This window comes from Prosthecomicrobium sp. N25 (genome assembly GCF_037203705.1).
Lineage (GTDB): Bacteria > Pseudomonadota > Alphaproteobacteria > Rhizobiales > Ancalomicrobiaceae > Prosthecodimorpha.
In genome coordinates this window covers 757,689-784,131 of the sequence record NZ_JBBCAT010000002.1, presented here as the reverse complement: position 1 = coordinate 784,131, position 26,443 = coordinate 757,689, and the positions used below count along the sequence as shown (strand labels likewise).

Genomic DNA, 26,443 nt, shown 5'->3' with positions numbered 1-26,443 from the left:
GGGGTCAGCCGAGCCCGCCGGCGGTCTCGACGAACCGGACGACCGCGTCGACCCCCTCGCCGGTCTTGATGTTGGTGAACACGAAGGGCCGGCTCCCGCGCATCCGTCGGGCATCCCGGTCCATCACCTCCAGCGAGGCGCCGACCATCGGGGCGAGGTCGATCTTGTTGATGACCAGGAGGTCGGAGCGGGTGATGCCCGGGCCGCCCTTGGAGGGGATCTTCTCGCCGGCGGCCACGTCGATGACGTAGATCGTGATATCCGCGAGTTCCGGCGAGAAGGTCGCCGCCAGGTTGTCGCCGCCCGATTCGATCAGGATCAGGTCCAGGTTCGGAAACCGCGCCCGCATCTCGGCCACCGCGGCGAGGTTGATCGAGGCGTCCTCCCGGATGGCCGTGTGCGGGCAGCCGCCCGTCTCCACGCCCATGATCCGCTCCGCCGGCAGGGCCCCGCTCCGGACGAGGTAGTCGGCGTCCCACTTGGTGTAGATGTCGTTGGTGATGGCCGCAATGTCGTAGCGCTGGCGGAAGCGCTGGCAGAGCGCGTCCATCAACGCTGTCTTGCCGGACCCGACGGGCCCGCCGATGCCGACCCGGAGCGGGCCATGGGGAGACTTGACGGCGGCTGCGGCGGTCATGAGCGGAAAAGCCTCGTGTACTGGGTTTCGTGCTTCATGGAGGCGATGTCGGCGCGCACCGCCGCGCCGCCGAGGTCGTCGAGCGTCGCCCCTTTCGCCCCTTCGCAGAGGGCCGCGACGACCGGCCCGAGGGCCTTCACGATCCTGAGCCCCTCCGTCTGCCCGAGCGGCACGGCGCGCACCCCGGCCGAGACCACGTTGGCTGCGAAGGCCTGGAGGGTGGCCGGCAGCGCCGCCTCCAGCCCGATCCCGTGCGCCGCCGCCGCGGTCGCGACAGCGACCGCGTAGGTCCAGGGCGGCGGAGCGCCGAGGCGGGCCTCGAGCCCGACGACGAGCGCCGCCAGGCGCGGGTGCGGCCAGGTGTCCGAGACGGCGCGCATGAACGAGGCGCCCTGCTGGCTCGCCTCAAGCCTGCGCTCCCGCGTCGGCTGGAGTGCGGCGGCGAGCTCCACCACCTCGGCGAGGGCCTCCGCGTCTTCCGCAGCGGCCGCCCGGAACGCCCGGACGAACAGGATGGCGTCGTTGCGCCCGGCCCCGTGGCGCAGCACGTCGCCGAGCCAGGCCTGCAGGTCCGCCGCGGTCCGGACCGACCCGTCCTCGATCGCCCATTCGAGCCCGTGCGAATAGGTGAAGCCGCCCACCGGAAAGGCGGGCGAGAGCCAGACCATCAGCTCCAGGAGCCCCGCGGGCGCCGCCCCGGACGGAGGCCCGGCCCCCTCGGGACGAGCGGCGAGACCCTCAGCGATGCCGGTGGCCGGCATGCCCGTGATCGCCGTGGGAAGGGTCGTGAGCGTGGTGGCCGTGCCCGCAGCCGCAGCCCGGGCCGTGCGAGTGGTCGTGGCCGTGGGCATGGTCGTGGCCATGGTCATGGTCATGATGATCGGCATGACCCTGCGCATGCGCATCGCCCTGCGCATGGTCGTGTCCCTGGTGATCATGGTCATGATGATGATCGTGATCATGCCCATGGTGGTCGTGACCATGATGGTCGTGGCCGCAGCCCGGCCCGTGGACATGCTCCGCCTCCGCGACGGCCCGCTTGGCGAGCCGCTGGCGGCGCCGCTCCAGCGCGGCCGCCATCTCGGGATCGTCGGCGGGGACGGCGGCCGGCGACGCCGCCGCGGCGGGACGGGGCGCGTGGTCGTGCGCCAGCGTGTGGCCGTGCCCGTAGGCCCCGCCCTCCGGATTGAAGGCCTCGGTGACGAAGCGGATCTCGGTTGCGCCGAGCTTCTTCAGCATCTCCACCAGCACGTAGTCGTCCCGCAGGCGGATCCCGTCCGGCCGGATCTCGGCGGGCGTGTGCCGGTTGCCGAGATGCCAGGCGATGCGCGCGAGAAGATGCGGATCGGACGAGCGTACCTCCGCCAGCCGTTCCGCCTTGGCGGCGACGGCGACGATCCGCCCGCCGTCGAGCACGATGCCGTCCCCGTGCCGGAGCGACGGCGTCTCGGCGAGGTCGAGCAGAAACGCGGTCCCGCGCGCGCCCGTCATGGCGAGGCGGCGTCGGCTGCGGTCCTCGTAGTCGAGCTCGATCGTGTCGGCGATGGCGGTTGCCGGATAGGTCCCGGCGGCGGCGATGGCGGTGGCGCGGTTCATGGGCGTGTCCAGGGATGAGCCGGTCGGGTGCCGGCAGGCGGTCGAACTGTAGCGGACGGATAGAAGCCTGATGAGGACGAAGGCGATTGCCAGATCACAGGCTCAGGCCTCCGGTGAACCGGGCAGAAACTCGGGGTCCAGGGCTTCGCCGGCCGAGTAGGGGCAATCCTCCGGAAGCTCACTGGGAGCAATCCCCATGTCGGCGGCGGCCCTCATCCGCGCGAGCCTGTACTCGGCCGTGAGTACGCCCGCAGGATGGCCTCGCAGACTTGGACTGTCCTCCAACTCTCGGGCGATTCTGTCTCGTAGCTCTGCGATCGTGGCTCGCCAGCTGCCGCTACGCCTTGTCGGTTGGTGCTCCCATTTGAGGAGGTGCGCCAGGAGCACCGTCAGGCTGCTTTCGATCTCGCGCTTCTGCGACCTTCCAAAACTCTCGACCTCCTCGGCCAGGTTCTCCCAGTCGAGTCCCTCGGGGCGGTGCGCCTTGAGACGTTCGCCTTGATCCTGTGTCCACGCGTAGTAGTCGCCGTCGTAGCTGAGGGATCTGGCGGGCGGCATCCGGACAGGTTTTCGTTCAGGTGCGTTCATGATCCCATCATAGCGCGTACGCCCATCCCGGAACAGCAAGGGCCTCAGAACAGGAAGTAGCGCTGTGCCATCGGCAGTTCGGAGGCCGGTTCACAGGTGAGGAGTTCGCCGTCGGCTCTGACCTCGTAGGTCTCCGGGTCGACCTCGATCACCGGCGTCGCCGCGTTGTGGACCATCGAGGCCTTGCCGATCCCGCGGGTGTTCTCCACCGGCAGCACCACCTTGTCGAGCCCGAGCGCCTCGGCGATGCCCGCCTCGTAGGCGGCCTTCGACACGAAGGTGATCGCCGAGCGCGACAGTGCCTTGCCGTAGGCCCCGAACATCGGCCGGTAGTGCACCGGCTGCGGCGTCGGGATGGAGGCGTTCGGATCGCCCATGGGGGCCGCCGCGATGGTGCCGAGCTTCAGGATGAGGTCCGGCTTCACGCCGAAGAAGGCCGGCGTCCAAAGCACCAGGTCGGCGAACTTGCCGACCTCGACGGAGCCCACGTATTTCGACAGCCCGTGCGCGATCGCCGGATTGATGGTCACCTTGGCGATGTAGCGCTTGACCCGCACGTTGTCGTTCTCGCCGCTCTCCTCCTTCAGGCGGCCGCGCTGGACGCGCATCTTGTGGGCGGTCTGGAAGGTGCGGATCAGCACCTCGCCGACGCGGCCCATCGCCTGGCTGTCGGAGGACACGATCGAGAAGGCCCCCATGTCGTGCAGGATGTCCTCCGCCGCGATCGTCTCGCGCCGGATCCGGCTTTCCGCGAAGGCGACGTCCTCCGGGATGGACGGGTCCAGGTGGTGACAGACCATGAGCATGTCGAGATGCTCGTCGAGCGTGTTGCGCGTGTAGGGCCGGGTCGGATTGGTGGACGACGGGATGACGTTCGGCAGTCCCGCCACCTTGATGATGTCCGGCGCGTGGCCGCCGCCCGCGCCCTCGGTGTGGTAGGCGTGGATCGTGCGGCCCTTGAAGGCCGCCACCGTGTCCTCGACGAAGCCGGATTCGTTCAGCGTGTCGGTGTGGATCATCACCTGCACGTCGTACTCGTCCGCCACCGCGAGGCAGTTGTCGATGGCCGCGGGCGTCGTCCCCCAGTCCTCGTGCAGCTTCAGAGCGCTGGCCCCGGCCCTGACCTGCTCGACGAGACCGGCGGGGAGCGACGCGTTGCCCTTGCCCGCGAAGGCGAGGTTCATCGGGAAGGCCTCCGCCGCCTCGATCATCCGCCGCAGATGCCAGGGCCCGGGCGTGCAGGTGGTCGCCGCCGTGCCGGTCGCCGGCCCGGTGCCGCCACCGAGCATCGTGGTGACGCCAGACATCAGCGCCTCGTCGATCTGCTGCGGGCAGATGTAGTGGATGTGGGTATCGAGCGCGCCGGCGGTCAGGATCTTGCCCTCGCCGGCGATCGCCTCCGTGCCGGGCCCGACGATGATGTCGACGCCGGGCTGCACGTCCGGGTTCCCGGCCTTGCCGATGGCGGCGATCTTGCCGTCCTTCAGGCCGACGTCGGCCTTGACGATGCCCCAGTGGTCCAGGATCAGCACGTTGGTGATGACCGTGTCGACCGCCCCCTCGGCCCGCGTCGTCTGCGCTTGACCCATCCCGTCGCGGATGACCTTGCCGCCGCCGAACTTCACCTCCTCGCCATAGGTGGTGAAGTCCTTTTCCACCTCGACGATCAGGTCGGTGTCGGCGAGCCGCACCTTGTCGCCGACGGTCGGCCCGAACATGTCGGCATAGGCGGGGCGGGAGATCTTGAAGGACATGGGGCGGATAACCTCAGGCCAGAGGGACGAAGTGAGTGCTGGTCTTGGCTTTGCCGTCGATGGTCACGGTCTCGACCGCACCGGCAGCGCCGTTGAGTTCGGCAATCAGGCAGTCGGCAAAGCCCGGGCCGCCCGACTGAAAGGTGAAGAGTGCACGTGCCACGAGATCGGAGCGTTCGACGACGAGATTCTGGGCGGCGAGCAGGCCTGTAGGGACGTCCGCAAGTTTTTCCCGGTCGTAGCCACCGCTCTTGCGCAAAGTCCAGAGCAGTCCTGCGGTCCAAAGATCCCGAACAGGTGGCCTATGTCCTTTCGCTTCGCGATCAGCCGGACCTCGCCCTTGTCGTTGGAGACGAATTGCACCGAGCCGCCGGGGGCGAGCCCGATCAACTCCCGGATCTCGGCGGGAATCGTGACCTGCCCTTTCGCGGAGCTCTTCGCGTCGATCCGCATCACCTGATGCTTGCTCACCGCACTTCTCCGTACTTTTTGAGAGAAGTTGAACCTGACCAGAGAAGCAGTGCGTTCACAATTTCCCCATCACGGCCTGCCGGAAGCCGTAGACCTCGCGCCGGCCGCGGAACGGCACCAGCGTCACCGTGCGGGTCTGGCCCGGTTCGAAGCGCACGGCGGTGCCCGCCGGAATGTCGAGCCGCATGCCCCTCGCCCTTTCGCGATCGAAGGCGAGGCCCGGATTCGTCTCGAAGAAATGGTAGTGCGATCCGACCTGGACGGGGCGGTCCCCCGTGTTGGCGACGTCGAGCGTGACGGTCGGCAGCCCTGCGTTGAGCTCGATCTCGCCCGCGGCCGTGATGACTTCACCCGGGATCATGCCTGCCTCCCTCAGCGGATCGGTTCGTGGACGGTGACGAGCTTCACCCCGTCCGGAAAGGTCGCCTCGACCTGCACGTCGTGGATCATCTCGGCGATGCCGGGCATCACCTGATCGCGCGTCACCACATGCGCCCCCGCCTCCATCAGGTCGGCGACGGTCCGCCCGTCGCGGGCCCCCTCCATGACGAAATCGGAGATGAGCGCGATCGCCTCCGGGTGGTTGAGCTTCACGCCGCGCTCGAGGCGCCTGCGCGCCACGATCGCCGCCATGGCGATGAGAAGCTTGTCCTTTTCGCGGGGTGTGAGGTTCATGCGGGGGTCTCGCGACGGCTCAAGGGACGGGGATCAGCAGGACCAGACGCGCGGGAGCGGCCGGCCCCGGAGGGCTTCGAGGACCCGGACGAGTTCCGCCCGGAGTGCCTGCGCGGAAAGGGAAAGGAAGCGGATGACGAGCAGTCTGTCCAGCGCGCTGGCGCCGCTCTCCACCGCGCCCGGCCCGGCCTGAAGGACCTCCCGGACCGCGTCCAGGCGTCCGGCGGCGTCCGGAGCCACGAGAACCACGGTCGACAGGGCGGTCGCTCCCGCCCCGGTCGCCGCTCCCGCCAGGACCGACACGCTGTCGCCGGTCACCCGCAGGCTGTCGGCGAAGAGGAGGCGGCCGTCGCGGCGGATGCGCCAGTGGTCCACGATCTCGCCGCCGCGGACGCGCTCGCCCATGGCGCCGCGCCCGAACACCACCGTCTCCACCATCAGGAGCGAAGCGTCGGCCGCGAGATCCACCTCGAGGCGGCGGCGGATGCGGCCCCGGTCGAACAGGATCGTCTCCTGCGGCAGCCACTCGGCCTCGGCCCCCGGACCCACAGTCAGCGCCACGTCGATATGGCCCGCTTCGCCGGTGGAGCGGTAGATCCGCTCGGCCGCCTGCGCGGTCACGGTCGCCCGCGCGCCCGCACCCCAGGTGGCCGCATAGGCGAGGCGGTCGCCCCCCGTCACCCCGCCGGCGGTATTGATCAGGACCGCGACCGGCGGCCCTCCATGCACGGCCGGCAGCCGGATCTTCGCCTGCCCCTCTTGGAAGAGCCGTTCCAGCCGCGTCCGGCCTTCCGGGCCGGCCCGGAAGGCGACCTCCGCGCGCCCGCGCGCCCGCTGCAGCGCCGGCGGAGCGGGGCCCTCCAGGGCGGTCGGCGCGGCGCCGTCGAGAGGCATGGGCGAACGGTCTCCTCCGTTGGAGCGTTGTCGGTCTGCGAGGGAGAGCAAGAGCGGGGCCAGCGGGCACGCCGCATTGTGGTCCGATTCATTCGCATCTTGCCGGGATCGCTATCGAATGCACAGGCGTGCTCTTGCCCAATTCCAAGGCCCCCTGCACAAGAAGCGATCAGATCCCGGCCCGCCCGGGGACAACCCGCGATCGGCCCGGTGGGGCCTTTGCCGCAGGCACCGAAATCGCTTATGGGATTGGGGCCCCGAGCCTGCGGTCCCGTCGCGCGAATCGGGACCGTTCGGCCGACCCGGAGCAGTGATGCGATCGTTCCCGAACCGCCCCTCGCCGACCCCCGCCGCTCCCGGGCTCCGGACGGGCCGCGTCGCGCAGTGGCTCCGCGCGGGCCTGCTCCCGCTCGCCGTCGCGGCCGGCCTCCAGGTCTCCACCGCTGGGGACGCCCGCGCCCAGTATGCCCACGCCTGGCTGCTCTTCGACGCCAAGACCGGCGAGGTGCTCGACAAGAAGAACGCCCACCAGGCCTGGTATCCGGCCTCGGTCACCAAGCTGATGACGACCTATGTCACCTTCCAGGCGATCCGGTCGGGCCGCATGAAGCTGACATCGCCGGTCGTCATGTCCGCCGCCGCGCTGAGCCAGCCGCCGAGCAAGATGGGCTTTCCGGTCGGGACCGTGGTCACCGTCGACAACGCCTTGAAGATCATCATGGTGAAGTCGGCGAACGACGTCGCCTGGGCGCTCGGCGAGGCCGTCTCCGGCTCCGAGGACGCCTTCGTGGAGGAGATGAACCGCCACGCCCGCCGGCTCGGCATGACCGGCACCGTCTGGGGCAACCCCAACGGCCTGCCCGACGAGCGCCAGCACACGACCGCGCGCGACCTCGGCCTGCTGGCGCGCGCCCTCATCCGCGAATTCCCCGAATATGCCGACTATTTCAAGCTGCCCGCGATCCAGTTCGGCAAGATCACGCTGCGCAACCACAATCATCTGATGGACCGCTTCCCCGGCACGGACGGCATGAAGACGGGCTTCATCTGTGCCTCCGGCTTCAACGTCGTCGCCACGGTGACCCGCGACAACCGCCGGCTCGTGGCCGTGGTGCTCGGTTCGCCCAACGCCCGCAGCCGCGCCGAGAAGGCCGCGGAGCTGTTCACCCGGGGCTTCCAGTCGAGCGGCAACGTCCTCGCCGGCCTGTTCGGCGGCGGCGCCAAGGAGACGATCGAAACCATGCAGGCGGGGCCCGAGGCCGCCCGTCCGGTGCAGAACATCCGCGACGAGGTCTGCGGCCGCAACCGCAAGCCGGTCGGAGAGGACGCCGACGAGCCGCTGCAGGCCCAGGCCCCCGCCCCGGAGGAAGGTCAGAACGGCGTCATATTCCCGGGCCAGCAGCCCGCGAAGGGCCGGAAGGCCCAGCCCAACTCCTTCCTGACCGCCCGCTTCGACATCGGCCCGCCGGTCAAGGTCTACACAGGCGGTGCCGATCCGCTGCCCGATCCCGGCACGACCGCCGTCGCGACCGGACCGATCGTCGTGCCCGATGCCAAGCCGCCGGCCGCGCCCGTCCCGCAGGTGAGCGCCCTCGTGTCCGAGACGGGGCCGCGCGCGGCCCCGGCTCCCGGCTCCCTCTTCCCGCCCCCGCCGAAGGCCGACAAGCCCGAGATCGACGTGCCGGCCGCCTCGATCACCAGCCGCGCCTTCAGTCTCTTCCCGGGCTTCTCGACGGAGCCCCCCAAGCCCGCCACCGGCCCGGCCTCAGGAGCCGGCGTGGCCGCCAGTCTGCCGCCCGCGACCGGCGCCCCGATGGTCATCGCCGGCCCGACGCCACCTGCCGAGCCGCCGGCGGCCCGGCCCCAGCCGGCCGCGGCCGCGCCCGTGGCCGTGAACCCGGTGCCGGCCGCCGAGGCCTACCCGCTCCCGAAGCCGAAGCCCGCGGCCGCCCGTGCCGCGGTGACGCCGCCGAAGCCGGCCGCCCCGGCCGGCCGGGCGTCCGCGGCACCCGCCAAGCCCGCGGCCAAGACCGCGGCCTCCTCCACCAAGGTGGTGGACGACAAGGACGACGCGTCGCGCAAGCGCCGGAAGAACTGACCCCTCGCGAGGCCCCTGAAATGCCGGAAGACAGCGCTCCGCCCGTCCCCGCCCCCGTGCCGGTGACGGTGATCACCGGCTTCCTGGGCGCCGGCAAGACCACGCTGCTGAACCGCCTGCTCCGCGACCCGGCGCTCGCCGACACGGCCGTGATCATCAACGAGTTCGGCGAGATCGGCATCGACCACGTGCTCGTCGAGCGGGCCGACGACGGCGTCGTCGAACTCTCCTCCGGCTGCCTCTGCTGCACCATCCGCGGCGATCTCGTGGCCACCCTCGAGGACCTGCTGCGCCGCCTGGACAATGGCCGGATCCAGCGCCTCGCCCGCGTGGTGATCGAGACGACGGGCCTCGCCGACCCGGCCCCGATCCTGCACACCGTCATGCGCCACCCTTACCTGGTCCGACGCTATCGCCTGGACGGCGTGGTGACGCTCGTCGACGCCGTCAACGGCATGGCGACGCTCGACGGCCAGGAGGAGGCCGTGAAGCAGGCGGCCGTCGCCGACCGGATCGTCCTCACCAAGACGGACCTCGTCCGCCCCGAGGACCGCGGCACCCTCGTCACGCTCGCCACGCGCCTGCGCGTTCTCAATCCCGCCGCCCCCATCCTCGATGCCGCCGCCGGCGAGGCGACCCCCGCCGCACTGCTGGAGACCGGCCTCTGGAACGCCGACCGCAAGTCCGCCGACGTCCGTCGCTGGCTTTCCGAGGAGGCCTTCCGGGATCGCGAGGCGGAGCGGCGGCGTCTCGAGGCGAAGCTCGGCGGGGAGCAGCACGACCACGACCATGATCATGATCACGACCACCACCATGGTCACGGCCACGATCACCACGGCCACCACCACGACCCGAACCGGCACGACGACCGCATCCGCGCCTTCTGCCTGACCACGGACCGGCCCATCCCGGCCGGCTCGCTCGACCTCTTCCTCGACCTGCTCCGCTCCGCGCACGGCCCGCGGCTCCTGCGCATGAAGGGCGTGGTCCGCCTCGCCGAGGATCCCGAGCGGCCGCTGGTCCTGCACGCGGTCCAGCACGTGCTGCATCCCCCGACCCAGCTCCCCGCCTGGCCGGACGAGGACCGCCGCACCCGGCTGGTCTTCATCACCAAGGATCTCGACGAGGGCTTCGTCCGCCGCATGTTCGACGCCTTCGCGGGGCATGTCGCCCCCGACACGCCCGACAGGACCGCCGTCGAGGCGAACCCGCTTCAGGTCTCCGGCTTCTCCGGGCGCTTCGGCTGAGCCCCGGCTCCCCGTTCGATCAGGAACGTCAGGACCCGCTCCGCCCGTCGAGTCTCCACCAGACGGTGCCCGTCCTCGGCGACCATGTGCGGGATGTCGATGGCGCTCATCGGGTCGGTGGCCTCCACCAGCACCCGGGTGCCGGGTGCCATCCCGTCGAGCCGGCGCCGCGTCTTCAGGACCGGCAGGGGGCAGTTGAGGCCCTTCAGGTCGAGCCTGACCACGTCGGCATCGTCTCGCGGACCGTCAGCCATGCCGGATCTCCCGCCCCGGCGGACCGTCAGCGGTTGAGCCCGTCGAGCGTCTTGGCGTCGAGCGCCGCGCCGAGCCCGGAGCGGCCGGCCGTCGAGGCGCGGTTCAGGAGGTCGACGAATTTCGTGAACTCCACGGCCGGCGCCGTCGCCACGTAGATCACGTCCTTGTCCCGCACCCACATGGACTTGGCGATGAAAAAGCCGCGCGGATGGGTGAGGTCGAGCCGGTAGACCGTCGGCACCGGGCCCGGCCCGGGCGCCACGTAGTCCGGCCGGATCCTGCGAACCAGCGACGGCTCCTCGTAGCGGAAGAGAAACACCCCGCTCGCGTCGGCCGCCAGCGTGTTGAGCCCGCGGCCCCGCCCGATCGCCTCCGCGAGCGTGACCTGCTTGGTCTCGAACTTGATCTGCGAGGGCGCCGGCACGGCGCCGAGCAGCGTGTAGGTCTGCGGCGCGAAGGAGAGCAGGATCTCGTCGTCGGCCCTGAGGTAGACGTTGTTCTCGGGGATGTAGAAGAGGTCCTCGAGCAGCACCGACGCGGTCTGCCTGCCCCGCTTCAGCGTGACGGTCGTCTCGTAGGTGGTGAAGCGCGACCCGCCCGCCAGCGCCACCGCGTCGAGGAGCCGCGTGCCGCCGACGTTGAGCGCGTAGCGGCCCGGCCGGTTGACGTCGCCCACCACCGTGGCGGCATTCGCCTGGTTGCCGGTCACGGTGAGCAGGACCTGCGGCTGGATCGCCTTGTCGGCGAGCGTGGTCTGGATGGTCGACCGGAGGTCTTCCGGCGCCCGTCCCGCCGCGCGGACCCGGCCGATATAGGGGACGAAGATGTCCCCGGTCTCGTCCACCTGGACCTGGAATTGCGCCCCGCGCGTCTGCGTGTTGGCGAAGAGGCCGTTGTCGCCCGCTTCCATGATCCGGATGTCCAGCACGTCGCCGATGCCGATCGGCTGTCCGGCCCGGCCGGAGCGGATCGTGAAGAGGTCGGCGAAGCTGCGGGGCCGCCAGGGCCCGATCACCGAGGCGGTGGCCTCGTCCAGCGGCTGGATCAGGTACTTGTCCGAGGGCAGTCCGCCCTCGATCCCTTCGCTCGTGATCACCGCGGCCGAAGGGCCGTCCGTGGGCAACGTGGAGCAGCCCGCGAGCCCGATGAGCGCGCAGGTGAGGACGAGAACGCGGTGGCAGGCGTCGCGGACGACGCTGCGGGACCAGGACACCATGCGAGGTCGATAGCATCGATCCCCCGCCCCCGCCAGAGCGGTCGGCCCCGGCCGCCGGATTGTGTCCGGTCGTGGCCCACGGGACACAAGTAACGCCCTGTTAAGACTTTGAAACAGACTGTGATTTCACCGCTCAGGGACGGGCCGTCCAGAGCCCCGCGGCCCGGTCGAGATGGGGCGACACGAAGGGATCGTCCGCGATCTCGGCTCCCCATCGCGCCTTGAACGCCGCCGCCTCAACCCGGTAGCGCGCCCGGCGTTCCGGGTCCCGGTCCGGCCCCCGGCTCGCCGACTCCCGGTGCAGCAGCACCGCGTGGCCGGCGAACAGGCAGCGCAGCCCTGCGGCGCGCGCCCGAAAGCAGAAGTCCAGGTCGTTGAACGCCACCGGGAACGCGCAGTCGAGCCCGCCGAGGTCGCGCCAGACGGAGCGGCGCACGGCCAGGCACGCCCCGGTCACCGCCGCAACGTCCGACACCGCCCGGAGCCGGCCGAGATAGCCCGCATCCTCCGCCCTCGCGCCGACGTCCATGTGCCCGGCGAGCCCGTGCATCCCCGCCAGTACGCCGCCGTGCTGGACGGTCCCGTCCGGGTAGAGCAGCCGGGCCCCGACCGGCCCGACGTCGGGCCGGAGCGCCAGACAGGCCATCTCGGCGAGCCACCCGGCCTCGACCGCCTCCACGTCGTTGTTGAGGAGGACCAGGACCTCCCCTGCAGCCGCCTCCGCCCCACGGTTGTTGATCGCCGCGAAGTCGAAGGGCCCCGGGCAGGGCAGCACCCGGATGCGGGGATCGCGCCCTGCCTCGGCGAACCAGGCGAGGGTCGCCGGCTCCGCCGATCCGTTGTCGAGGATCAGGATTTCCAGGGCCGGCCAGTCGGTCCGGCCGAGCAGCGAGGCGATGCAGGGCGCCAGGAGGTCCAGGCGGTCGCGCGTCGGCACGAGGATCGACACGAGCGGCGCCGGCTCCGGAACCAGCGGCCGGACCCGGAAGCGCGGTCCGTCCACCCCGGCGGCCGGACTGTCCGGCTCGACCGCCGCGGCGAGGCCGACCCGCGCCAGATGCGCCCTGAGCGCCGCCGCCCCGGCCGCGGCCGCAGCCGCGCCGTCCGCCGGCGACCAGCCCGGGAAGGGGTCCGGCCGGGAGACCAGCACCTCGGCGACCCGGACCACCGGCCGCCCGCTCTCGCCAGCCCGCAGCGCAAGGTCGTAGTCCTCCGCCCCGGCCGGCCCGGCCGCGATCCCGCCCGTGGCCTCCAGGACCGTCCGGCTGTGCAGCACCGGTCGTCCCAGGACAGGGCCGGAGCGCAGGAAGTCGGGCGAGAAGGCGGGCTTGAAGCGTGGGTCGCGCCGCCGCCCGTCCGCGTCGATCCGGTCCTCGTCCCCGAACGCGGCGGCGAGCCCGGGCTCGCGCGCGAGTGCCGCCCGGAAGGCGGCCGCCAGCCGCGGCCGCGCCAGGTCCCCGGGCGCGAGCACCACGACGTGGCTGGCCCTGGAGGGGGCGAGCGCCGCCGCGGCGGCGGCCCCGGCCGTCGTACCGGGTGCGGTGGTCACCACCTTGAGCCCGCGCACGCGGGCCGCCTCCGCTCCGGCCGACCCCTCCGGCGCGGCGACGACGACCTCGTCGGCGGGTTCCGTCATCTCCGCGAGCGACCCGAGCGTCGCGGCCAGCCGGTCCGGGTCGGTCCGCCCGTCGCAGGGCACCAGGACGGCGATGCCCACCCCGGGGCCGGGTGCCCGGGCCGGGTCGCGGGCGAGCCCGGGTTCGTGCCGCTCGATCCAGGCCGCGTAGCGCGCCGCGGCGTCGTCCGCCGCCCCGACGAGGGCCGCCGCCGGCTGGAAGGTCTCGAACCGTCCCGGTCGGAGCACGGTGCTCGCCGCCGCCGCCACGAAGCGCAGGAGCGCGGCCGGCCCCCGCCCGGCGGCGCGGCGAGCCCCTGCGAGCGCCATGGCGGCGACCGCGCCCGCGCTCATCCGCTGCACCGCGAGGTCCTGAAGCCGGAACGGCCCCGGGGTCCGCGCCGGCTCGAGCCCGACCAGCCGGAAGGGTTCGGGAGCCCTGAAGGTGCCGCCGAAGCGGTCCCCCGGCCGGCGCCGGAGCACCGAGGAACGGTCGGGGTCGAGGACGCCGCCGAAGCCCGGCAGGACGCGGACCTGCACTTGCCGCTCCGCCCGGACCACGACCTCGACCCGGTACCAGCCCGGTCGCTGCTCGGCCCCGAGATCGAAGGTGAGGAGCGGCTCGAATCCGGTCGCGGTCCAGCCGCCGTCCGGCCCGGCCTCGACTTGTCGCCGCGCGACGAGCGTCGCCTGCGCCGTCCCGGGTGGCGCCACCCCCGTCGAGCCCCGTTCCATCGTTCCGCTATAGGCGCGCGCGGCCCGGTTCCGCAAGGCAAGCCGCCCCGCACCGGCCGCGATCCTTGACTTGCCCCGGCCGCCGGATCATTACGACAGGCCGGAGCTCGCCAGAGAGGATTGCCGCCAATGAAATTTTTTGTCGATACGGCGGATGTTGCCGAAATTCGCGATCTCGCCGCGACGGGGCTCCTCGACGGCGTCACCACTAACCCGTCTCTGATCATGAAGGCGGGACGGCCCTTCCGGGACGTCGTCGCCGAGATCTGCGACATCGTCCCGGGCCCGGTCTCCGCCGAAGTGGTGGCGCTCGACGCGGCCGGCATGGTGGCGGAGGGCCGGAGCCTCGGCGCCATCGCGGCGAACGTGGTCATCAAGCTCCCGCTGACGCTCGACGGGCTGAAGGCCTGCAAGGCCCTCACCGGCGAGGGCTTCAAGACCAACGTCACCCTCTGCTTCTCGGCCGTGCAGGCGCTCCTCGCCGCCAAGGCGGGCGCCACCTTCATCTCGCCCTTCATCGGCCGGCTGGACGACATCGGCCTCGACGGCATGGCGCTGATCCGCGAGATCCGGACCATCTACGACAACTACCCCGCCCTCGAGACCGAGATCCTGGCGGCCTCGATCCGGACGTCCAACCACGTCAAGGAGGCCGCCCTCGCGGGCGCCGACGTGGCGACCGTCCCCCCGGCCGTGCTGAAGGGGCTGGTCGCCCATCCGTTGACCGACAAGGGCATCCAGGCCTTCATGGCTGACTGGGCCAAGACCGGCCAGACGATTCTCTGAGGGAGCGCCAGCCCATGTCGAAGCCGAACGAGGCGGCCGCGCCGGCCCCGGAGCGCCAGCGCGCCGTGGCGATCTGCTGGTTCCGCCGGGAGGACTACGACGCCGCCAAGGCCGAGATGGCCGATCCGGACCGCCTCTACGAGGACTACGACGAGTGGCTGCAGGAGGCGCAGGCCTTCGAGGCCGAGATGACCGGCCGCGGCATCAAGACCGTCCGCATCCGCTACGAGCCGGTCGGCTTCAGCCTGTTCTGCCTGACCCGCGGCATCACGCCGGACGGCGCCGCCCGCGCCGAATGGGCCGCCGCCGAGGCGAGCAAGCGCTACAGCCGGAAGCGCTGACGAAAGGGCGGGTCAGTCGGCGAGCCCGCGCCCGGCCGCCCTGAGCCCGGTCGACGACAGCGGGACCCTCGGCGCATGCAGGAAGACCCAGGCCGGCGGCGCCCGCCCGGCGAGGGCGGAGGCCTCCGCCTCCGGGACGCGATGGCGCACCATGGTGGCCGCGGCCCGGCTCGACAGCGCGGCGAGCGTCGATCCCGGACGGTCCACGATCGCGATCGGCACCGCGTCGACGATCCGCCGCCAGTTCTGCCATCGGTGGAACGTGCCGAGGTTGTCGGCCCCCATCACCCAGACGAAGCGGACGCCCGGCCGGGTGCGGGTCAGGTGGCGGACCGTCGCCCAGGAATAGGCCGAGCCGAGCGCCGCCTCGAAGCCCGTCACCACGATCCGCGGATCCGGCATCGTCGCCCGGGTGGCCGCGATGCGGCGGTCGAGCGACGGCAGGCCCTGCCGTTCCTTGAGCGGGTTGCCCGGCGTCACCATCACCCAGACGCGATCGAGCCCGAGGCGCTCGAGCGCGATCTCGGCCACATGCGCGTGCCCCCGGTGCGGCGGGTTGAACGAGCCCCCGAACAGGCCGATCGTCATGCCCGGATAGGCCGGCGGAATCCGCAGGTCCGCCGGATCGACGCCCCGCGCCGGGCCTTCCGGCCCCCTCGTCGCGCCCGCGGCGGGCCCGGCGGCCCCCGGGGGTGGCGCCGTCACGGCCGGACCTGGCCCGTTCCGGTGACCCGGTACTGGAAGGAGCAGAGCTGCTCGACCCCGACCGGGCCGCGCGCATGCATCTTGCCCGTCGCGATGCCGATCTCCGCGCCCATGCCGAATTCGCCGCCGTCGGCGAACTGGGTCGAGGCGTTCCAAAGCAGGATGGCGCTGTCGATCCCGGCCATGAAGCGCGCCGCCGCCTCCGCGTCGTCGGTGACGATCGCCTCGGTGTGGTGGGAGCCGTAGCGCTCGATGTGGTCGACCGCCGCCTCGAGCCCGTCGACGACCTTGGCCGAGATCACGGCGTCCAGGTACTCGGTCGACCAGTCCGCCTCCGTGGCCGGCTCCACGCCCGGCGCCATCGCCGAGACCGCCGCGTCGCCCTTGACCAGGCACCCGGCCGCCTGCAGCGCGGAGACCAGCGCCGGGCCGTGGCTCGCCGCCACCGCCCTGTCGATCAGCAGCGTCTCGGCCGCCCCGCAGATCCCCGTCCGACGCATCTTGGCGTTGACCACGATGCGGCGCGCCATCTCCAGGTCCGCCGCCGCGTGCACGTAGACGTGGCAGATCCCCTCCAGATGGGCGAAGACCGGCACCCGCGCCTCGTCCTGCACCCGCGCCACGAGGCTCTTGCCGCCGCGCGGCACGATCACGTCGACCGCCCCGTCGAGCCCGCGCAGCATGAGGCCCACCGCCGCCCGGTCGCGCGTCGGCACGAGTTGGATGGCGTCCGGATCGAGCCCGGCCGCGGCGAGCCCGTCGCGCAGCGCCGCCACGATCGCCGCGGACGAGCGGAAGGAATCCGAGCCGCCGCGCAGGATCGCCGCGTTGCCGCTCTTAAGGCACAGCGCCCCCGCGTCGGCCGTCACGTTGGGCCGGCTCTCGTAGATGATGCCGATCACCCCGAGCGGCGTCGCGACGCGCTCGATATGAAGCCCGTTCGGCCGGTCCCAGGCCGCCAGCACGCGCCCGACCGGATCGGGCAGCGCCGCGATCTCCTCGACCCCCTTGGCGATCGCCTCGATGCGCGCCTCCGTCAGGGTGAGCCGGTCGACGAAGCTCGCCGCCATGCCGTCGCGCCGCGCCTGCGCCACGTCCTCGGCATTCGCCGAAAGGATCGCCTTGGCCGAGGCCCTGAGCCGCGCCGCCATGGCGGCGAGCGCCGCGTTCTTCGCCCCCGTCGGGGCGGTCGCCAGCCGCCGCGCCGCGGCCCGGGCCCTGAGCCCGATCTCCCGCATGACGGCATCCACCGAGCCGCCCTCGATCACCCGCGCTTCGGCGCCCATCATTCGCCCCTCAGAACCATGTCGTCGCGGTGGATCATCGCCGCCCGCCCCTTGTAGCCCAGGATGGCCTCGATTTCATGGGTCTTGCGCCCGAGGATCTGGCTCGCCTCCTCGGCGTCGAAGGCGACAAGCCCCCGGCCGACCTCCTCGCCCTCCGGCCCGAGGATCACGACCGTGTCGCCGCGCGAGAAGCGCCCCTCGATACGCCGGCACCCGGCCGGCAGCAGGCTCTTGCCCGACCGGAGCGCCCGGACCGCCCCCGCATCCGCCTGCACGGACCCGCGTGCGTCGAGCGACCCGGCGATCCAGGTCTTGCGCGCCGTCACCGGGTTGCCCTCGCCGAGGAACCAGGTCGCGGTCGCGCCCCGGTCGATGGCCGCCAGCGGGTTCATGCGCTTGCCGAGCGTGATGATCATGGCGCAGCCCGCCCGCGTGGCGATCTTGCCGGCCTCGACCTTGGTCTTCATGCCGCCCCGCGACAGCTCCGACCCGGCCCCGCCCGCCATCGCCTCGATCTCCGGGGTGATCCGCTCCACGACCGGGATCAGCCGCGCGTCCGCATCGTCGTTCGGCGGCGCCGTGTAGAGCCCGTCGATGTCGGAAAGAAGCACCAGGAGGTCCGCCCCGATCATGGTCGCGACGCGCGCGGCGAGCCGGTCGTTGTCGCCGTAGCGGATCTCGGTCGTCGCCACCGTGTCGTTCTCGTTGATGACCGGCACGGCCTTGCGCTCGATCAGCACCCCGAGGGTCGAGCGCGCGTTGAGGTAGCGCCGCCGGCTCTCCGTGTCCTCGAGCGTCAGGAGCACCTGCGCGGCCGTGAAGCCGCGCGCCCCGAGTACCTCCGAATAGGCCCTGGCCAGCGCGATCTGCCCGACCGACGCCGCCGCCTGGCTCTCCTCCAGCGCCAGCGCCCCCTTCGGCAGCCCCAGCCGCCCCCGCCCGAGCGCGATCGCCCCCGACGAGACCAGGATCACCTCCGCCCCGCCCCGCATCAGCCCCGCCACGTCGTCCGCCAGGCTCTCCAGCCACGCCTGATGCAAAGCGCCGGTGGCCCGCTCGACGAGCAGCGCGGACCCGATCTTGACGACGATACGGCGGTGTTGGGCGAGGCTGGGCATGGCGGTTTCCGACAGGGAGCCCTCGATTAGACGCGAAAGGCCGATGCTGCAACAGGAAGGGGGCGAGCGTGGCGAGCCGCGGCGGGTGGGTGGACCGGGGTCGGCTCCGTTTGAACGCCAGGATCTTTTCTATTGACCGATGTTGTTCGCCAATGTGGAAAACGCATTGAGAGCTTCCGTTAGCTCATCAAACGACGGCCCGCCCAGGCAGAGGCGGATTCCGCTCTCAGGCTCTCCGCCGTCGACCATGACCGTCCGTGGGTCCGTTACTCTGATGCCGACCGCGGCAGCGGCCGAGTGAAGCCGATCGGCAACGGTGCGCTCTGCCGGAAGCCACGCATGGCAAGCGGCTGGATGGGTGACTAGGCCAGCCTTGCCGAGAAGAGAGGCCGCCAGATCCGATCGACGCCGCGCTTCGTGGATCAGATCGCCCTGAATCGACGCGATGACGCCGGCCGACAACCACTCTTCCACCAGTGCACAGGAGAGCGGAGCCGGCTCCATCGGCATATCGCGCAAGATAGTCTCGGCATCCGCCATCATGCCCGCCGGAAGCCGAAGGACGCCAATGCGCAAGCCCGGCCCCAGCGACTTCGACAGACCGTTTACGTGGAGCGTAATGTCCGGCGCCAGGGCGGCCAGAGGCGGCAAGTCCGTCATGGCGAACCCGTACACCCCATCTTCGACGATCGATGCATTCGCGTTGCGGCACACATTTACGATCTCATGCCGTCGTGACGAACTCATCGTGGCGGTCGTCGGATTGTGAAGAGTCGGCGTCAGATAGACCGTTTTGCGGACCGCATTCTCGTGGTTCAGAGCCGACGCCAAAGCCTCCGGAATCATTCCTTCGGCGTCGATATCGATGCCGCGGATCCGATGTCCGCTGCGCCGCGCCAATGCTATCGCGCCGGAATACGTCAGTCTCTCGGCCATGATGATCCCGTCCCGGCCACAGACAAGTTCGAATGCCAGTGCGATGGCCTGCCTTGCATTGCCGGTCAGAACAAGATGTGCCGGATCGGCGGTTACGCCTTGCATGTCGAGCCAACGGGCCATGATGCGCCGATGCTCCATATGACCCGCGGAAGGCGCATAGAGAGTGAGATGTTCCACGTCGATCTTCCGTGAGATCTCGGCGAGCGTACGGGCAAGCAGACGCTCGCCCAGTACGCTCGGCGGCACATTCGACGAGAGATCGATCTGCCGGCGCTCGTGGGCCTGCGAAATCGTCACGAACGTTCCCCGTCCCCTGACGCTTCGGGTGAGCCCACGCCGATCGAGCGCCGCGTAGGCCTTTGTCACGGTGCCGATGCCGATTCCGAGCTTCCACGCAAGATCGCGATGAGCCGGAAGCCGATCTCCGCCTTTCAGGCGGCCTTCGATGATGTCGCCCGCGAGCGCCGACGTCAGCCGCTCGGCTATGGTCCCATCCCTGTCCGCAAGGCGCGGTGTCCAAGGAGATTGCAGGCGCATAAGCAACGGCCCCAAAAGTGTCACGTGACACTATCCTTATACCCAAGAAGTGTCACATCTTCTAGGGTCGGAGCTGTAGGCCGGACGGATCAGAGCACCGGCTTTCGGGAGAGATGGATCGAGACCGGATGCTCAGTCATGTGACCGTTGGATCGAACGACCTCGAGCGCGCGCGCTGCTTCTACGATGCCGTGCTCGCGCCGCTCGGAATATTGCAGAGAACTGTTGCGCCGGATGGCGGGCCCCGGGCGCTTTGCTGGATCTCCCGCCGGTCGTCCGTACCCCGCTTCTATGTCTACAGTCCGCTCGACGGGCGCCCCGCCAAGGCCGGCAACGGAAGCATGATCGCATTCCTGGCGCCCAGCAGCGACGCCGTGAAAGCGGCTTGGTCGGCGGGGATGGCCCATGGCGGCAGCGACGAAGGCGCTCCGGGGGAGAGGTCGCGCTATGGCGCAGGCTACTTCGGCGCCTACCTGCGCGATCCTGATGGAAACAAGATTCATGTCGTCTATCGCGGCGATCTTCAGCGCCATGAAGACAGCTCGCAGATCCCGGAGCCGTTTCGATGATCTTCAGCCAGATCGTACTCGTGTACGGCACCTATATCGTCGCCACCGCCAGTCCAGGACCGAGCAACATGGCGATCATGGCCACGGCTATGCGAGTAGGCCGGGTTCCCGCCCTTGCCCTCGCAGCCGGAGTCATCACCGGCACACTTTTCTGGGCGGTGCTTGCGGCCACAGGTATGGCCGCAGTGCTCGCGGCCTATGCCCAAGCCCTCTTCGTGATCAAGATCGCGGGTGGTTTTTACCTGCTCTTTCTGGCATTCCGCGCCGGGCAGTCCGCCTTGCGATCAACAGTGAAGATGGTCGATTTGGAGGCAGCTCGTCCGAAGCTGTCATATCGCGCCCTCTACCGTCAGGGTGTTATCATGCATATTTGCAATCCAAAGGCGGTATTGGGATGGATCACGATCATGTCGCTGGGTCTTCCAAACGATGCACATGCGGGCACTCTATCCGCAATTATTGGCGGCTGCGCCGTGCTCGCAGTCATCGTATTCGGGAGCTATGCGGTTCTCTTTTCCACCGCGCCGATGGTTGCCATTTACGAGCAATCGAAGCGCTGGATCGAAGGCGGCCTCTGTGCCCTGTTCGCCTCCGCAGGTCTGACATTGATCGCCTCGAACAAGTGAATGGAGGATCGCGAGGTCGACCTCCCCAACTCGCCGGTTGAAGTGGCGGCATCAGGCGAGAATCACGGCCGCCAAGCCGCCTCCCGCTCCGCCGGCACCTCGTTCGCCTCTTCCGCCTTGTCCGAGTCGAGCGCCCGCATCAGCCCGCGCAGTGTCTTCTCCACATTCTCGCGCGTCGCCGACGAGAGCTGGATCGGCACGCGGCGGGCGGCCTTCTTCAGCGCCGCGGTCTTCTCGGCGCGCTCCCCCTCGGAGATGGTGTCGCATTTGGAGAGGGCCACGATCTCCGGCTTGTCGGCGAGGCCCTGGCCGTAGGCCTTCAGCTCCTTGCGGACGATCCGGTAGTCGCGGACGACATCATCGGAGTTGGCGTCGACCAGGTGCAGGAGGACACGGCAGCGCTCGACATGGCCGAGGAAGCGGTCGCCGAGCCCCTGGCCCTCGTGGGCGCCCTCGATCAGGCCCGGGATGTCGGCGAGCACGAACTCGCGCGCGTCGATCCGCACGACGCCGAGGCCGGGGTGGAGGGTCGTGAAGGGATAGTCGGCGATCTTCGGCTTGGCCGCCGTGACGGTCGCCAGGAAGGTGGACTTGCCCGCGTTCGGCAGCCCGACCAGCCCCGCGTCGGCGATCAGCTTGAGGCGCAGCCAGATCCACTTCTCCTCGCCCTCGAGCCCCGGGTTCGCCCGGCGCGGCGCCTGGTTGGTTGAGGACTTGAAATGGGCGTTGCCGAAGCCGCCGTTGCCGCCCTTGGCGAGGAGCACCCGCTGGCCGATCTCGGTCAGGTCGGCGATCAGGGTCTCGCCCTCCTCGTCCCAGATCTCGGTCCCCTTCGGCACCTTCAGGACGATGTCCGGCGCGTTCGCGCCGTGCCGGTTCCGCCCCATGCCGTGGCCGCCGGTCTTGGCCTTGAAGTGCTGCTGGTAGCGGTAGTCGACCAGCGTGTTGAGCCCGTCCACGCACTCCGCCCAGACGTCCCCGCCGCGCCCGCCGTCGCCGCCGTCCGGCCCGCCGAACTCGATGAACTTCTCGCGCCGGAACGACACCGAGCCGGCGCCGCCGTCGCCGGAGCGGATCGAGACCTTGGCCTGGTCGAGGAATTTCATGAGGAGGTCTCGCGGTAGCGCTGGCGGGTGAGGAGCGTATCGATATGGGTGATCGTCTCGTTGCGGGCAACCGAAAAGACCTGGCTCTCGCCCAGGATCTCGAATCCGAACCGCTTCTGGATGGCGAGCGAGGCCGCGTTGCCGACGAACACCCCGGAGCCGATCCGGTCGAGGCTCATCGGCCCGAAGGCATGGTCGAGCAGCGCCGCCACCGCCTCCGTCATGTAGCCTTGCCCCCAGTACGGCCGCCCGATCCAGTAGCCGAGCATCCGCGACCACCCGGTCCCGGATAGCGACAGCCCGCCGGCGAAGCGGCCGCCGATCTCGATCGCCAGCCCGAAATGGGCGGGGTCCGGCTCGGGGCCGAGCTTGCGCGCCAGGAACTCCGCCGCATGCCGTGGCAGATAGGGGTGCGGCACCAGCGCCAGCCAGCGCGACACCTCGTAGTCCGCGAGGTAGGACGCCATGCCCCCCGCGTCCGCCACCCCGTAGGGCCTGAGGACGAGCCGCGCCGTCTCCAGCCGCGGCTCGACGCCCCGCAGGCCGAGCGCCCCGCGCCAGTGCCCGCTCATCCCGCGGCCCCCGCCGGCAGGGAAGCCAGCACCGGCCCGGCATGGTCCGCCCGCCGCTCCACCGAGGCGTTGCGCCAGGCCCGGAGCGACCGCCACACGGCCCGCTCCAGCCGGAACCGGTCGACCGGCACCATGCCGCGGAAGAAGAGCGACGGCCCCATGCCCTGCCCGGCATACTGGAAGCCGCTCTTCTCCAGCACCCGCCGCGAGGCCCCGTTGGTCACCCGGCACGAGCCGGCGACCGAGGGTGCCTCCAGGCGATCGAAGGCGAGGTCGACCATGGCCTGCGTCGCTTCCGTGGCCCAGCCGCGCCCCCAAAAGGGCCGGCCGATCCAGTAGCCGACCGCGAAGCGCTCGCCGTCGCGCGGCATCAGGCTAGCGGTGCCGACGAAGCGGCCGTCGTCGTCCTTGGAGTAGATGCCGAAGTTGACGCGCAGCGGCGACACGTCCGTGTTGTCGATGAAGGCGAGCGCGTCCGCGACCGTGTAGGGGTGCGGCATCGTCGAGAGGTTCTCGGCGATCGCGATGTCGTTCGCCAGCGCCGCGAGGTCCTCGGCGTCCGCCCGGGTCGGCTGGCGAAGCACCAGCCGGGCGGTTTCCACGACGAGGCTCGCCAGATCCTCGTCGTGGTGTGTGGGGGGCTCTGTCCTGTCGCTCATTCCTGGGTCTCCACGGCGGAGGGTGGGTCCGAAACGCAAGAGGGGGAGGATGGTGCCCCATCTCCCCCCGTTCCGCTCGGTCCCTCGCGGGGCCCTGGAATGGTGCGGTGACACTCACCGCCGGGTCGTTGGGACACCGGCGGGAGATGTTTTCATCGCGCCGGGTTACTCCGCTGCCGCCGCCATCGTCGGCGAAACGGATACGTAGGTTCGGCCGTTGGCTTTCGCCTGGAACACGACCGTTCCGTCGACGAGGGCGAACACCGTATGGTCCTTGCCCATGCCGACGTTCTGCCCGGGATGCCACTTCGTGCCGCGCTGGCGGACGAGGATGTTGCCGGCCACGACGGCTTCGCCGCCGTACTTCTTGACGCCGAGACGGCGTCCGGCCGAGTCGCGGCCGTTGCGGGACGAGCCGCCTGCCTTCTTGTGAGCCATACTCGAGCTCCTTCGGTCCTACTCGCGCGGGCGGCCGCTCCGGCCTGCTCCAGCGCTGCGATTCAACGGGTCGAGGCAGAGTAGCCTCGATGCGACATCAGGACAAACGCATAATCCGGGACTCTGTCCCGCGCCGATCACGCGTCTTCCGCAACGACCGCCTTGGGCGCCTTCGCGGAGGCCTCGGCGGCCGCCGAGGCCGTCAGGATTCCGGTGATGCGCACGACGGTGAGGTCCTGCCGGTGCCCCTTCTTCTTCTTCCAGCTCTTGCGCCGGCGCTTGACGAAGTGGATGACCTTGTCGCCGCGGGTCTGCTCGACCACCTCGCCGGCGACCGACGCGCCGCTGACGAAGGGCGTACCGATCTCGCTGCCGACCATCAGCACTTCGCCGAAGGTGACGGCCTCGCCCGGCGCGGCGTCGAGCTTCTCGATGGTGATCACGTCCTCGGCGGCGACCCGATACTGCTTGCCGCCGGTCTTGATGACCGCGAACATTCTTGTCTTCCTTCATGTTCCGACGGTTGCCCGGCCTCCCGGGGTCCGCCCTGATGCACGCGCCCTTCGGCGCCGCGACGACGGCCCCGCGCGGGACGGACCCGCCGGGGCGGAGACCCTCGGCCGGTCGGACGACCTTGCGGGGACCCGGATGTCGCGGTCTTGGACGGCGGCCAGGCCGCCAGGCCTCGGACAGCGCAATAAGCCGGGCGCTGGGCCCGGCTCTTCGCGAATGCGGCGGTTATACAGAGGGGGCCCGGGAAGTCAACGGAATTGAGCGGAGTTCCGGATGCGGAGCGCGCGCCCGCTACCCCTTGCTCTGCGCGATCGCGTCGAGGCGCTTCTGCATCTCTTCCATCTGCAGCTTGAGACGGTCGATGTCCGTGGGCTCGGCGGGCCTCTCGGCCGGCTTCGGCGCCTCCTGCGGCCCCGTCCCGCTGAACGGCATGAACATCCGCATTGCCCGCTCGAACATCTCCGTGTTGCGGCGCACCTGTTCCTGCATGGCCTCGAAGGCGGTGTTGCCGAAGGCCTGGCTCATGTGGTCGCGCAGCTTCTGCTGCTCGCGCGTCAGGCTGTCGATGGAGAACTCCAGGTAGCTCGGCACCAGGTTCTGCATGGAATCGCCGTAGAAGCGGATCAGCTGGCGGAGGAACGCGATGGGCAGGAGGTTCGTGCCCTTGTTCTCCTGCTCGAAGATGATCTGCGTCAGCACCGAGCGGGTGATCTCATCGCCGGACTTGGCGTCGAAGACCACGAAGTCCTCCTCGCCCTTCACCATCTCGGCGAGGTCCTCGAGGGTAACGTAGGTGGAGGTTCCGGTATTGTAGAGCCGCCGGTTGGCGTACTTCTTGATGATCGTGGGTTCTTTGCTCTTGGTCATCGTTGTCCGGTATGCCCCCGAATGCGACATGGCCACGCGCGTCCCGAGACGCGGTCCGCGCTCCCCGACGCTCCCCCCGCCGGGTTTCCGCGGCGCGCTCGCCGGAACCTGCCCGGATCGGGCGTCCCGGATGCCTGCCGGGAACAGATTATGGCCTTTCTCGGCGAGCGGCCACAAGATTTCTTCGCGCCTGCGAAAACGCCGCCGGCTACGTCGAACTGCTGAGACGAGACCCGCAACGTCGACCCCGAACTCGACGGATTGCTGAGACGCCTAGCCGTTTCATCGCATTGACACGGGGATCACCCAAGTCTCTATTGCCCCCGACTTGCCGCGCCGGCCCGAAGGGTCATGGTGCGTTGCCGTCGCGCGGCAGAGATCAGAACCGGAACCTGGAGGATCATGCGATGGCCAAGGACGTCGTCATCGTGGGCGCGGCCCGCACGCCCGTCGGCAGCTTCAACGGGGCTCTGTCGAGCCTGCCCGCTCACCAGCTCGGCGCCATCGCCATCAAGGCCGCGCTCGAGCGCGCCAAGGTCGACGCGGCCGAGGTCAACGAGGTCATCCTCGGCCAGATCCTCTCCGCCGGCCAGGGCCAGAACCCGGCCCGCCAGGCCGCCATCGCGGCCGGCATCCCCAAGGAGGCCACAGCCTGGGGGCTGAACCAGCTCTGCGGCTCCGGCCTGCGCACCGTCGCCATCGGCATGCAGCAGATCGCCAACGGCGACGCCGACGTCATCGTGGCGGGCGGTCAGGAGTCCATGTCCATGGCCCCGCACGTGGCGCACCTGCGCAACGGCACCAAGATGGGTTCCCTCGAGCTCATGGACACCATGCTGAAGGACGGCCTGATGGACGCCTTCAACGGCTACCACATGGGCAACACCGCCGAGAACGTCGCCCGCCAGTGGCAGCTGACCCGCCAGATACAGGACGAGTTCGCGACCGCGTCGCAGAACAAGGCCGAGGCGGCCCAGAAGTCCGGCCGGTTCAAGGACGAGATCGTCCCGGTCGTCATCAAGGACCGCAAGGGCGACAAGATCGTCGACCAGGACGAGTACATCCGCGCGGGCACGACCGTCGACTCGCTCGGCAAGCTGCGCCCGGCCTTCGACAAGGATGGCACCGTGACGGCCGGCAACGCGTCGGGCATCAACGACGGCGCCGCCGCGCTGGTCCTGATGACGGCCGACGAGGCCGCCCGGCGCGGCCTCACCCCGCTCGCCCGCATCGTCTCCTGGGCGACCGCCGGCGTCGACCCGGCCATCATGGGCACGGGCCCGATCCCGGCGTCCCGCAAGGCCCTCGCCAAGGCCGGCTGGAACGTCCAGGACCTCGACCTCGTCGAGGCCAACGAGGCGTTCGCGGCCCAGGCCTGCGCGGTCAACCAGGACATGGGCTGGAACACCGACATTGTGAACGTCAACGGCGGCGCCATCGCGATCGGTCACCCGATCGGGGCGTCCGGCGCGCGCGTGCTCGTCACCCTCCTGCACGAGATGCAGAAGCGCGACGCCAAGAAGGGCCTCGCCACCCTCTGCATCGGCGGCGGCATGGGCGTCGCCCTCACCGTCGAGCGCTGACGGACGCTCCACGGAAC

At 70.4% G+C, this 26,443-nt stretch carries 29 protein-coding genes; 7 read left to right on the top strand and 22 right to left on the bottom strand.

Annotation, left to right across the window (positions count from 1 at the left end; genetic code table 11):
* Positions 1–4 precede the first annotated feature (4 nt).
* The 9 genes from ureG to WBG79_RS18455 form a co-directional block, all read right to left on the bottom strand.
* Positions 5–637, bottom strand: a complete 633-nt coding sequence (ureG, locus tag WBG79_RS18495; protein WP_337358655.1) for an urease accessory protein UreG — start codon at positions 635–637, stop codon at positions 5–7.
* Positions 634–1,398, bottom strand: coding sequence for an urease accessory protein UreF (locus WBG79_RS18490; protein ID WP_337358654.1), 765 nt, complete (start codon positions 1,396–1,398; stop codon positions 634–636). Before WBG79_RS18490 ends, ureG begins: the two co-directional genes overlap by 4 nt.
* Positions 1,376–2,233: an urease accessory protein UreE gene (locus tag WBG79_RS18485; RefSeq protein WP_337358653.1), complete on the bottom strand. Its 858-nt coding sequence runs from the start codon at positions 2,231–2,233 to the stop codon at positions 1,376–1,378. Before WBG79_RS18485 ends, WBG79_RS18490 begins: the two co-directional genes overlap by 23 nt.
* Positions 2,234–2,335: 102 nt before the next feature.
* The gene (locus tag WBG79_RS18480) at positions 2,336–2,821 is read right to left on the bottom strand and encodes a DUF29 domain-containing protein (protein ID WP_337358652.1); all 486 of its coding nucleotides are present in this window, start codon (positions 2,819–2,821) and stop codon (positions 2,336–2,338) included.
* A 44-nt stretch (positions 2,822–2,865) separates the two neighbouring features.
* Positions 2,866–4,575 carry an urease subunit alpha gene (gene ureC, locus WBG79_RS18475; RefSeq protein WP_337358651.1) on the bottom strand — a complete coding sequence of 570 codons (1,710 nt, stop codon included), beginning with the start codon at positions 4,573–4,575 and terminating at the stop codon, positions 2,866–2,868.
* Positions 4,576–4,680: 105 nt separating this feature from the next.
* The gene (locus WBG79_RS27655) at positions 4,681–4,965 is read right to left on the bottom strand and encodes a hypothetical protein (RefSeq protein WP_443147489.1); all 285 of its coding nucleotides are present in this window, start codon (positions 4,963–4,965) and stop codon (positions 4,681–4,683) included.
* Between the two features lie 136 nt (positions 4,966–5,101).
* The gene (locus WBG79_RS18465; RefSeq protein WP_337358649.1) at positions 5,102–5,407 is read right to left on the bottom strand and encodes an urease subunit beta; all 306 of its coding nucleotides are present in this window, start codon (positions 5,405–5,407) and stop codon (positions 5,102–5,104) included.
* A gap of 11 nt (positions 5,408–5,418) precedes the next feature.
* Entirely contained in the window at positions 5,419–5,721 is a 303-nt protein-coding gene (locus WBG79_RS18460; RefSeq protein ID WP_337358648.1) for an urease subunit gamma, read from the bottom strand.
* A 33-nt stretch (positions 5,722–5,754) separates the two neighbouring features.
* Entirely contained in the window at positions 5,755–6,615 is an 861-nt protein-coding gene (locus WBG79_RS18455) for an urease accessory protein UreD (RefSeq protein ID WP_337358647.1), read from the bottom strand.
* 313 nt (positions 6,616–6,928) lie between these two features.
* Here WBG79_RS18455 and WBG79_RS18450 point away from each other — a divergent pair, with 313 nt between their 5' ends.
* Positions 6,929–8,713, top strand: coding sequence for a D-alanyl-D-alanine carboxypeptidase family protein (locus tag WBG79_RS18450; protein WP_337358646.1), 1,785 nt, complete (start codon positions 6,929–6,931; stop codon positions 8,711–8,713).
* 20 nt (positions 8,714–8,733) lie between these two features.
* Positions 8,734–9,960: a CobW family GTP-binding protein gene (locus tag WBG79_RS18445; RefSeq protein WP_337358645.1), complete on the top strand. Its 1,227-nt coding sequence runs from the start codon at positions 8,734–8,736 to the stop codon at positions 9,958–9,960.
* Here the strand turns inward: WBG79_RS18445 and WBG79_RS18440 are convergent.
* The 3 genes from WBG79_RS18440 to WBG79_RS18430 all read right to left on the bottom strand — a co-directional run bounded on the left by WBG79_RS18440 (position 9,927) and on the right by WBG79_RS18430 (position 13,817).
* Positions 9,927–10,214 carry a sulfurtransferase TusA family protein gene (locus WBG79_RS18440; protein ID WP_337358644.1) on the bottom strand — a complete coding sequence of 96 codons (288 nt, stop codon included), beginning with the start codon at positions 10,212–10,214 and terminating at the stop codon, positions 9,927–9,929. The two genes, WBG79_RS18445 and WBG79_RS18440, sit on opposite strands and share 34 nt — an antisense overlap.
* A 26-nt stretch (positions 10,215–10,240) precedes the next feature.
* Complete coding sequence (locus WBG79_RS18435) at positions 10,241–11,431, bottom strand: polysaccharide biosynthesis/export family protein (RefSeq protein ID WP_337358643.1); 1,191 nt, start codon at positions 11,429–11,431, stop codon at positions 10,241–10,243.
* Positions 11,432–11,564: 133 nt separating this feature from the next.
* Positions 11,565–13,817, bottom strand: coding sequence for a glycosyltransferase family 2 protein (locus tag WBG79_RS18430; RefSeq protein WP_337358642.1), 2,253 nt, complete (start codon positions 13,815–13,817; stop codon positions 11,565–11,567).
* A 93-nt stretch (positions 13,818–13,910) separates the two neighbouring features.
* Here WBG79_RS18430 and fsa point away from each other — a divergent pair, with 93 nt between their 5' ends.
* Positions 13,911–14,567, top strand: coding sequence for a fructose-6-phosphate aldolase (gene fsa / locus WBG79_RS18425; protein ID WP_337358641.1), 657 nt, complete (start codon positions 13,911–13,913; stop codon positions 14,565–14,567).
* 14 nt (positions 14,568–14,581) lie between these two features.
* On the top strand, positions 14,582–14,908 hold the full coding sequence (locus tag WBG79_RS18420; protein ID WP_337358640.1) for a hypothetical protein: 327 nt from the start codon (positions 14,582–14,584) through the stop codon (positions 14,906–14,908).
* A gap of 12 nt (positions 14,909–14,920) precedes the next feature.
* On the opposite strand, the gene WBG79_RS18415 is transcribed toward WBG79_RS18420, so the two are convergent.
* From WBG79_RS18415 to WBG79_RS18400, 4 genes are all read right to left on the bottom strand, one after another.
* Positions 14,921–15,523 (bottom strand): nicotinate-nucleotide adenylyltransferase, encoded by a 603-nt coding sequence (locus tag WBG79_RS18415; RefSeq protein ID WP_443147488.1) that lies wholly within the window; start codon positions 15,521–15,523, stop codon positions 14,921–14,923.
* Between the two features lie 86 nt (positions 15,524–15,609).
* A complete protein-coding gene (locus WBG79_RS18410) occupies positions 15,610–16,902 on the bottom strand; it encodes a glutamate-5-semialdehyde dehydrogenase (protein ID WP_443147481.1) in 1,293 nt (430 codons plus the stop codon).
* On the bottom strand, positions 16,899–18,032 hold the full coding sequence (gene proB, locus WBG79_RS18405) for a glutamate 5-kinase (protein ID WP_337358804.1): 1,134 nt from the start codon (positions 18,030–18,032) through the stop codon (positions 16,899–16,901). Before proB ends, WBG79_RS18410 begins: the two co-directional genes overlap by 4 nt.
* 114 nt (positions 18,033–18,146) lie before the next feature.
* Complete coding sequence (locus tag WBG79_RS18400; protein WP_337358639.1) at positions 18,147–19,517, bottom strand: aminotransferase-like domain-containing protein; 1,371 nt, start codon at positions 19,515–19,517, stop codon at positions 18,147–18,149.
* A gap of 104 nt (positions 19,518–19,621) precedes the next feature.
* Here WBG79_RS18400 and WBG79_RS18395 point away from each other — a divergent pair, with 104 nt between their 5' ends.
* The gene (locus WBG79_RS18395; protein ID WP_337358638.1) at positions 19,622–20,062 is read left to right on the top strand and encodes a VOC family protein; all 441 of its coding nucleotides are present in this window, start codon (positions 19,622–19,624) and stop codon (positions 20,060–20,062) included.
* On the top strand, positions 20,059–20,688 hold the full coding sequence (locus WBG79_RS18390; protein WP_337358637.1) for a LysE family translocator: 630 nt from the start codon (positions 20,059–20,061) through the stop codon (positions 20,686–20,688). Before WBG79_RS18395 ends, WBG79_RS18390 begins: the two co-directional genes overlap by 4 nt.
* 62 nt (positions 20,689–20,750) lie before the next feature.
* Here the strand turns inward: WBG79_RS18390 and obgE are convergent, their stop codons facing one another.
* From obgE to phaR, 6 genes are all read right to left on the bottom strand, one after another.
* Positions 20,751–21,794 carry a GTPase ObgE gene (gene obgE / locus WBG79_RS18385; protein WP_337358636.1) on the bottom strand — a complete coding sequence of 348 codons (1,044 nt, stop codon included), beginning with the start codon at positions 21,792–21,794 and terminating at the stop codon, positions 20,751–20,753.
* Positions 21,791–22,366 (bottom strand): GNAT family N-acetyltransferase, encoded by a 576-nt coding sequence (locus WBG79_RS18380; RefSeq protein WP_337358635.1) that lies wholly within the window; start codon positions 22,364–22,366, stop codon positions 21,791–21,793. The genes obgE and WBG79_RS18380 overlap by 4 nt, the downstream gene beginning before the upstream one ends.
* Complete coding sequence (locus WBG79_RS18375) at positions 22,363–23,025, bottom strand: GNAT family N-acetyltransferase (protein ID WP_337358634.1); 663 nt, start codon at positions 23,023–23,025, stop codon at positions 22,363–22,365. Before WBG79_RS18375 ends, WBG79_RS18380 begins: the two co-directional genes overlap by 4 nt.
* 165 nt (positions 23,026–23,190) lie before the next feature.
* The gene (rpmA, locus tag WBG79_RS18370; protein WP_337358633.1) at positions 23,191–23,463 is read right to left on the bottom strand and encodes a 50S ribosomal protein L27; all 273 of its coding nucleotides are present in this window, start codon (positions 23,461–23,463) and stop codon (positions 23,191–23,193) included.
* 137 nt (positions 23,464–23,600) lie between these two features.
* Positions 23,601–23,960: a 50S ribosomal protein L21 gene (rplU, locus tag WBG79_RS18365; protein ID WP_337358632.1), complete on the bottom strand. Its 360-nt coding sequence runs from the start codon at positions 23,958–23,960 to the stop codon at positions 23,601–23,603.
* Between the two features lie 307 nt (positions 23,961–24,267).
* Positions 24,268–24,843 (bottom strand): polyhydroxyalkanoate synthesis repressor PhaR, encoded by a 576-nt coding sequence (gene phaR / locus WBG79_RS18360; RefSeq protein ID WP_337358631.1) that lies wholly within the window; start codon positions 24,841–24,843, stop codon positions 24,268–24,270.
* 407 nt (positions 24,844–25,250) lie between these two features.
* On the opposite strand from phaR, the gene WBG79_RS18355 reads away from it, so the two are divergent.
* The gene (locus tag WBG79_RS18355; protein ID WP_337358630.1) at positions 25,251–26,426 is read left to right on the top strand and encodes an acetyl-CoA C-acetyltransferase; all 1,176 of its coding nucleotides are present in this window, start codon (positions 25,251–25,253) and stop codon (positions 26,424–26,426) included.
* Positions 26,427–26,443: the final 17 nt, after the last annotated feature.

Bases quoted from the DNA above. Each gene is read 5' to 3' on its own strand.
- ureG (WP_337358655.1), bottom strand. From the start codon at position 637: ATGACCGCCGCAGCCGCCGTCAAGTCTCCCCATGGCCCGCTCCGGGTC.
- WBG79_RS18490 (WP_337358654.1), bottom strand. From the start codon at position 1,398: ATGCCGGCCACCGGCATCGCTGAGGGTCTCGCCGCTCGTCCCGAGGGG.
- WBG79_RS18485 (WP_337358653.1), bottom strand. From the start codon at position 2,233: ATGAACCGCGCCACCGCCATCGCCGCCGCCGGGACCTATCCGGCAACC.
- WBG79_RS18480 (WP_337358652.1), bottom strand. From the start codon at position 2,821: ATGAACGCACCTGAACGAAAACCTGTCCGGATGCCGCCCGCCAGATCC.
- ureC (WP_337358651.1), bottom strand. From the start codon at position 4,575: ATGTCCTTCAAGATCTCCCGCCCCGCCTATGCCGACATGTTCGGGCCG.
- WBG79_RS18465 (WP_337358649.1), bottom strand. From the start codon at position 5,407: ATGATCCCGGGTGAAGTCATCACGGCCGCGGGCGAGATCGAGCTCAAC.
- WBG79_RS18460 (WP_337358648.1), bottom strand. From the start codon at position 5,721: ATGAACCTCACACCCCGCGAAAAGGACAAGCTTCTCATCGCCATGGCG.
- WBG79_RS18455 (WP_337358647.1), bottom strand. From the start codon at position 6,615: ATGCCTCTCGACGGCGCCGCGCCGACCGCCCTGGAGGGCCCCGCTCCG.
- WBG79_RS18450 (WP_337358646.1), top strand. From the start codon at position 6,929: ATGCGATCGTTCCCGAACCGCCCCTCGCCGACCCCCGCCGCTCCCGGG.
- WBG79_RS18445 (WP_337358645.1), top strand. From the start codon at position 8,734: ATGCCGGAAGACAGCGCTCCGCCCGTCCCCGCCCCCGTGCCGGTGACG.
- WBG79_RS18440 (WP_337358644.1), bottom strand. From the start codon at position 10,214: ATGGCTGACGGTCCGCGAGACGATGCCGACGTGGTCAGGCTCGACCTG.
- WBG79_RS18435 (WP_337358643.1), bottom strand. From the start codon at position 11,431: ATGGTGTCCTGGTCCCGCAGCGTCGTCCGCGACGCCTGCCACCGCGTT.
- fsa (WP_337358641.1), top strand. From the start codon at position 13,911: ATGAAATTTTTTGTCGATACGGCGGATGTTGCCGAAATTCGCGATCTC.
- WBG79_RS18420 (WP_337358640.1), top strand. From the start codon at position 14,582: ATGTCGAAGCCGAACGAGGCGGCCGCGCCGGCCCCGGAGCGCCAGCGC.
- WBG79_RS18410 (WP_443147481.1), bottom strand. From the start codon at position 16,902: ATGATGGGCGCCGAAGCGCGGGTGATCGAGGGCGGCTCGGTGGATGCC.
- WBG79_RS18395 (WP_337358638.1), top strand. From the start codon at position 19,622: ATGCTCAGTCATGTGACCGTTGGATCGAACGACCTCGAGCGCGCGCGC.
- WBG79_RS18390 (WP_337358637.1), top strand. From the start codon at position 20,059: ATGATCTTCAGCCAGATCGTACTCGTGTACGGCACCTATATCGTCGCC.
- obgE (WP_337358636.1), bottom strand. From the start codon at position 21,794: ATGAAATTCCTCGACCAGGCCAAGGTCTCGATCCGCTCCGGCGACGGC.
- WBG79_RS18380 (WP_337358635.1), bottom strand. From the start codon at position 22,366: ATGAGCGGGCACTGGCGCGGGGCGCTCGGCCTGCGGGGCGTCGAGCCG.
- WBG79_RS18375 (WP_337358634.1), bottom strand. From the start codon at position 23,025: ATGAGCGACAGGACAGAGCCCCCCACACACCACGACGAGGATCTGGCG.
- rpmA (WP_337358633.1), bottom strand. From the start codon at position 23,463: ATGGCTCACAAGAAGGCAGGCGGCTCGTCCCGCAACGGCCGCGACTCG.
- rplU (WP_337358632.1), bottom strand. From the start codon at position 23,960: ATGTTCGCGGTCATCAAGACCGGCGGCAAGCAGTATCGGGTCGCCGCC.
- phaR (WP_337358631.1), bottom strand. From the start codon at position 24,843: ATGACCAAGAGCAAAGAACCCACGATCATCAAGAAGTACGCCAACCGG.
- WBG79_RS18355 (WP_337358630.1), top strand. From the start codon at position 25,251: ATGGCCAAGGACGTCGTCATCGTGGGCGCGGCCCGCACGCCCGTCGGC.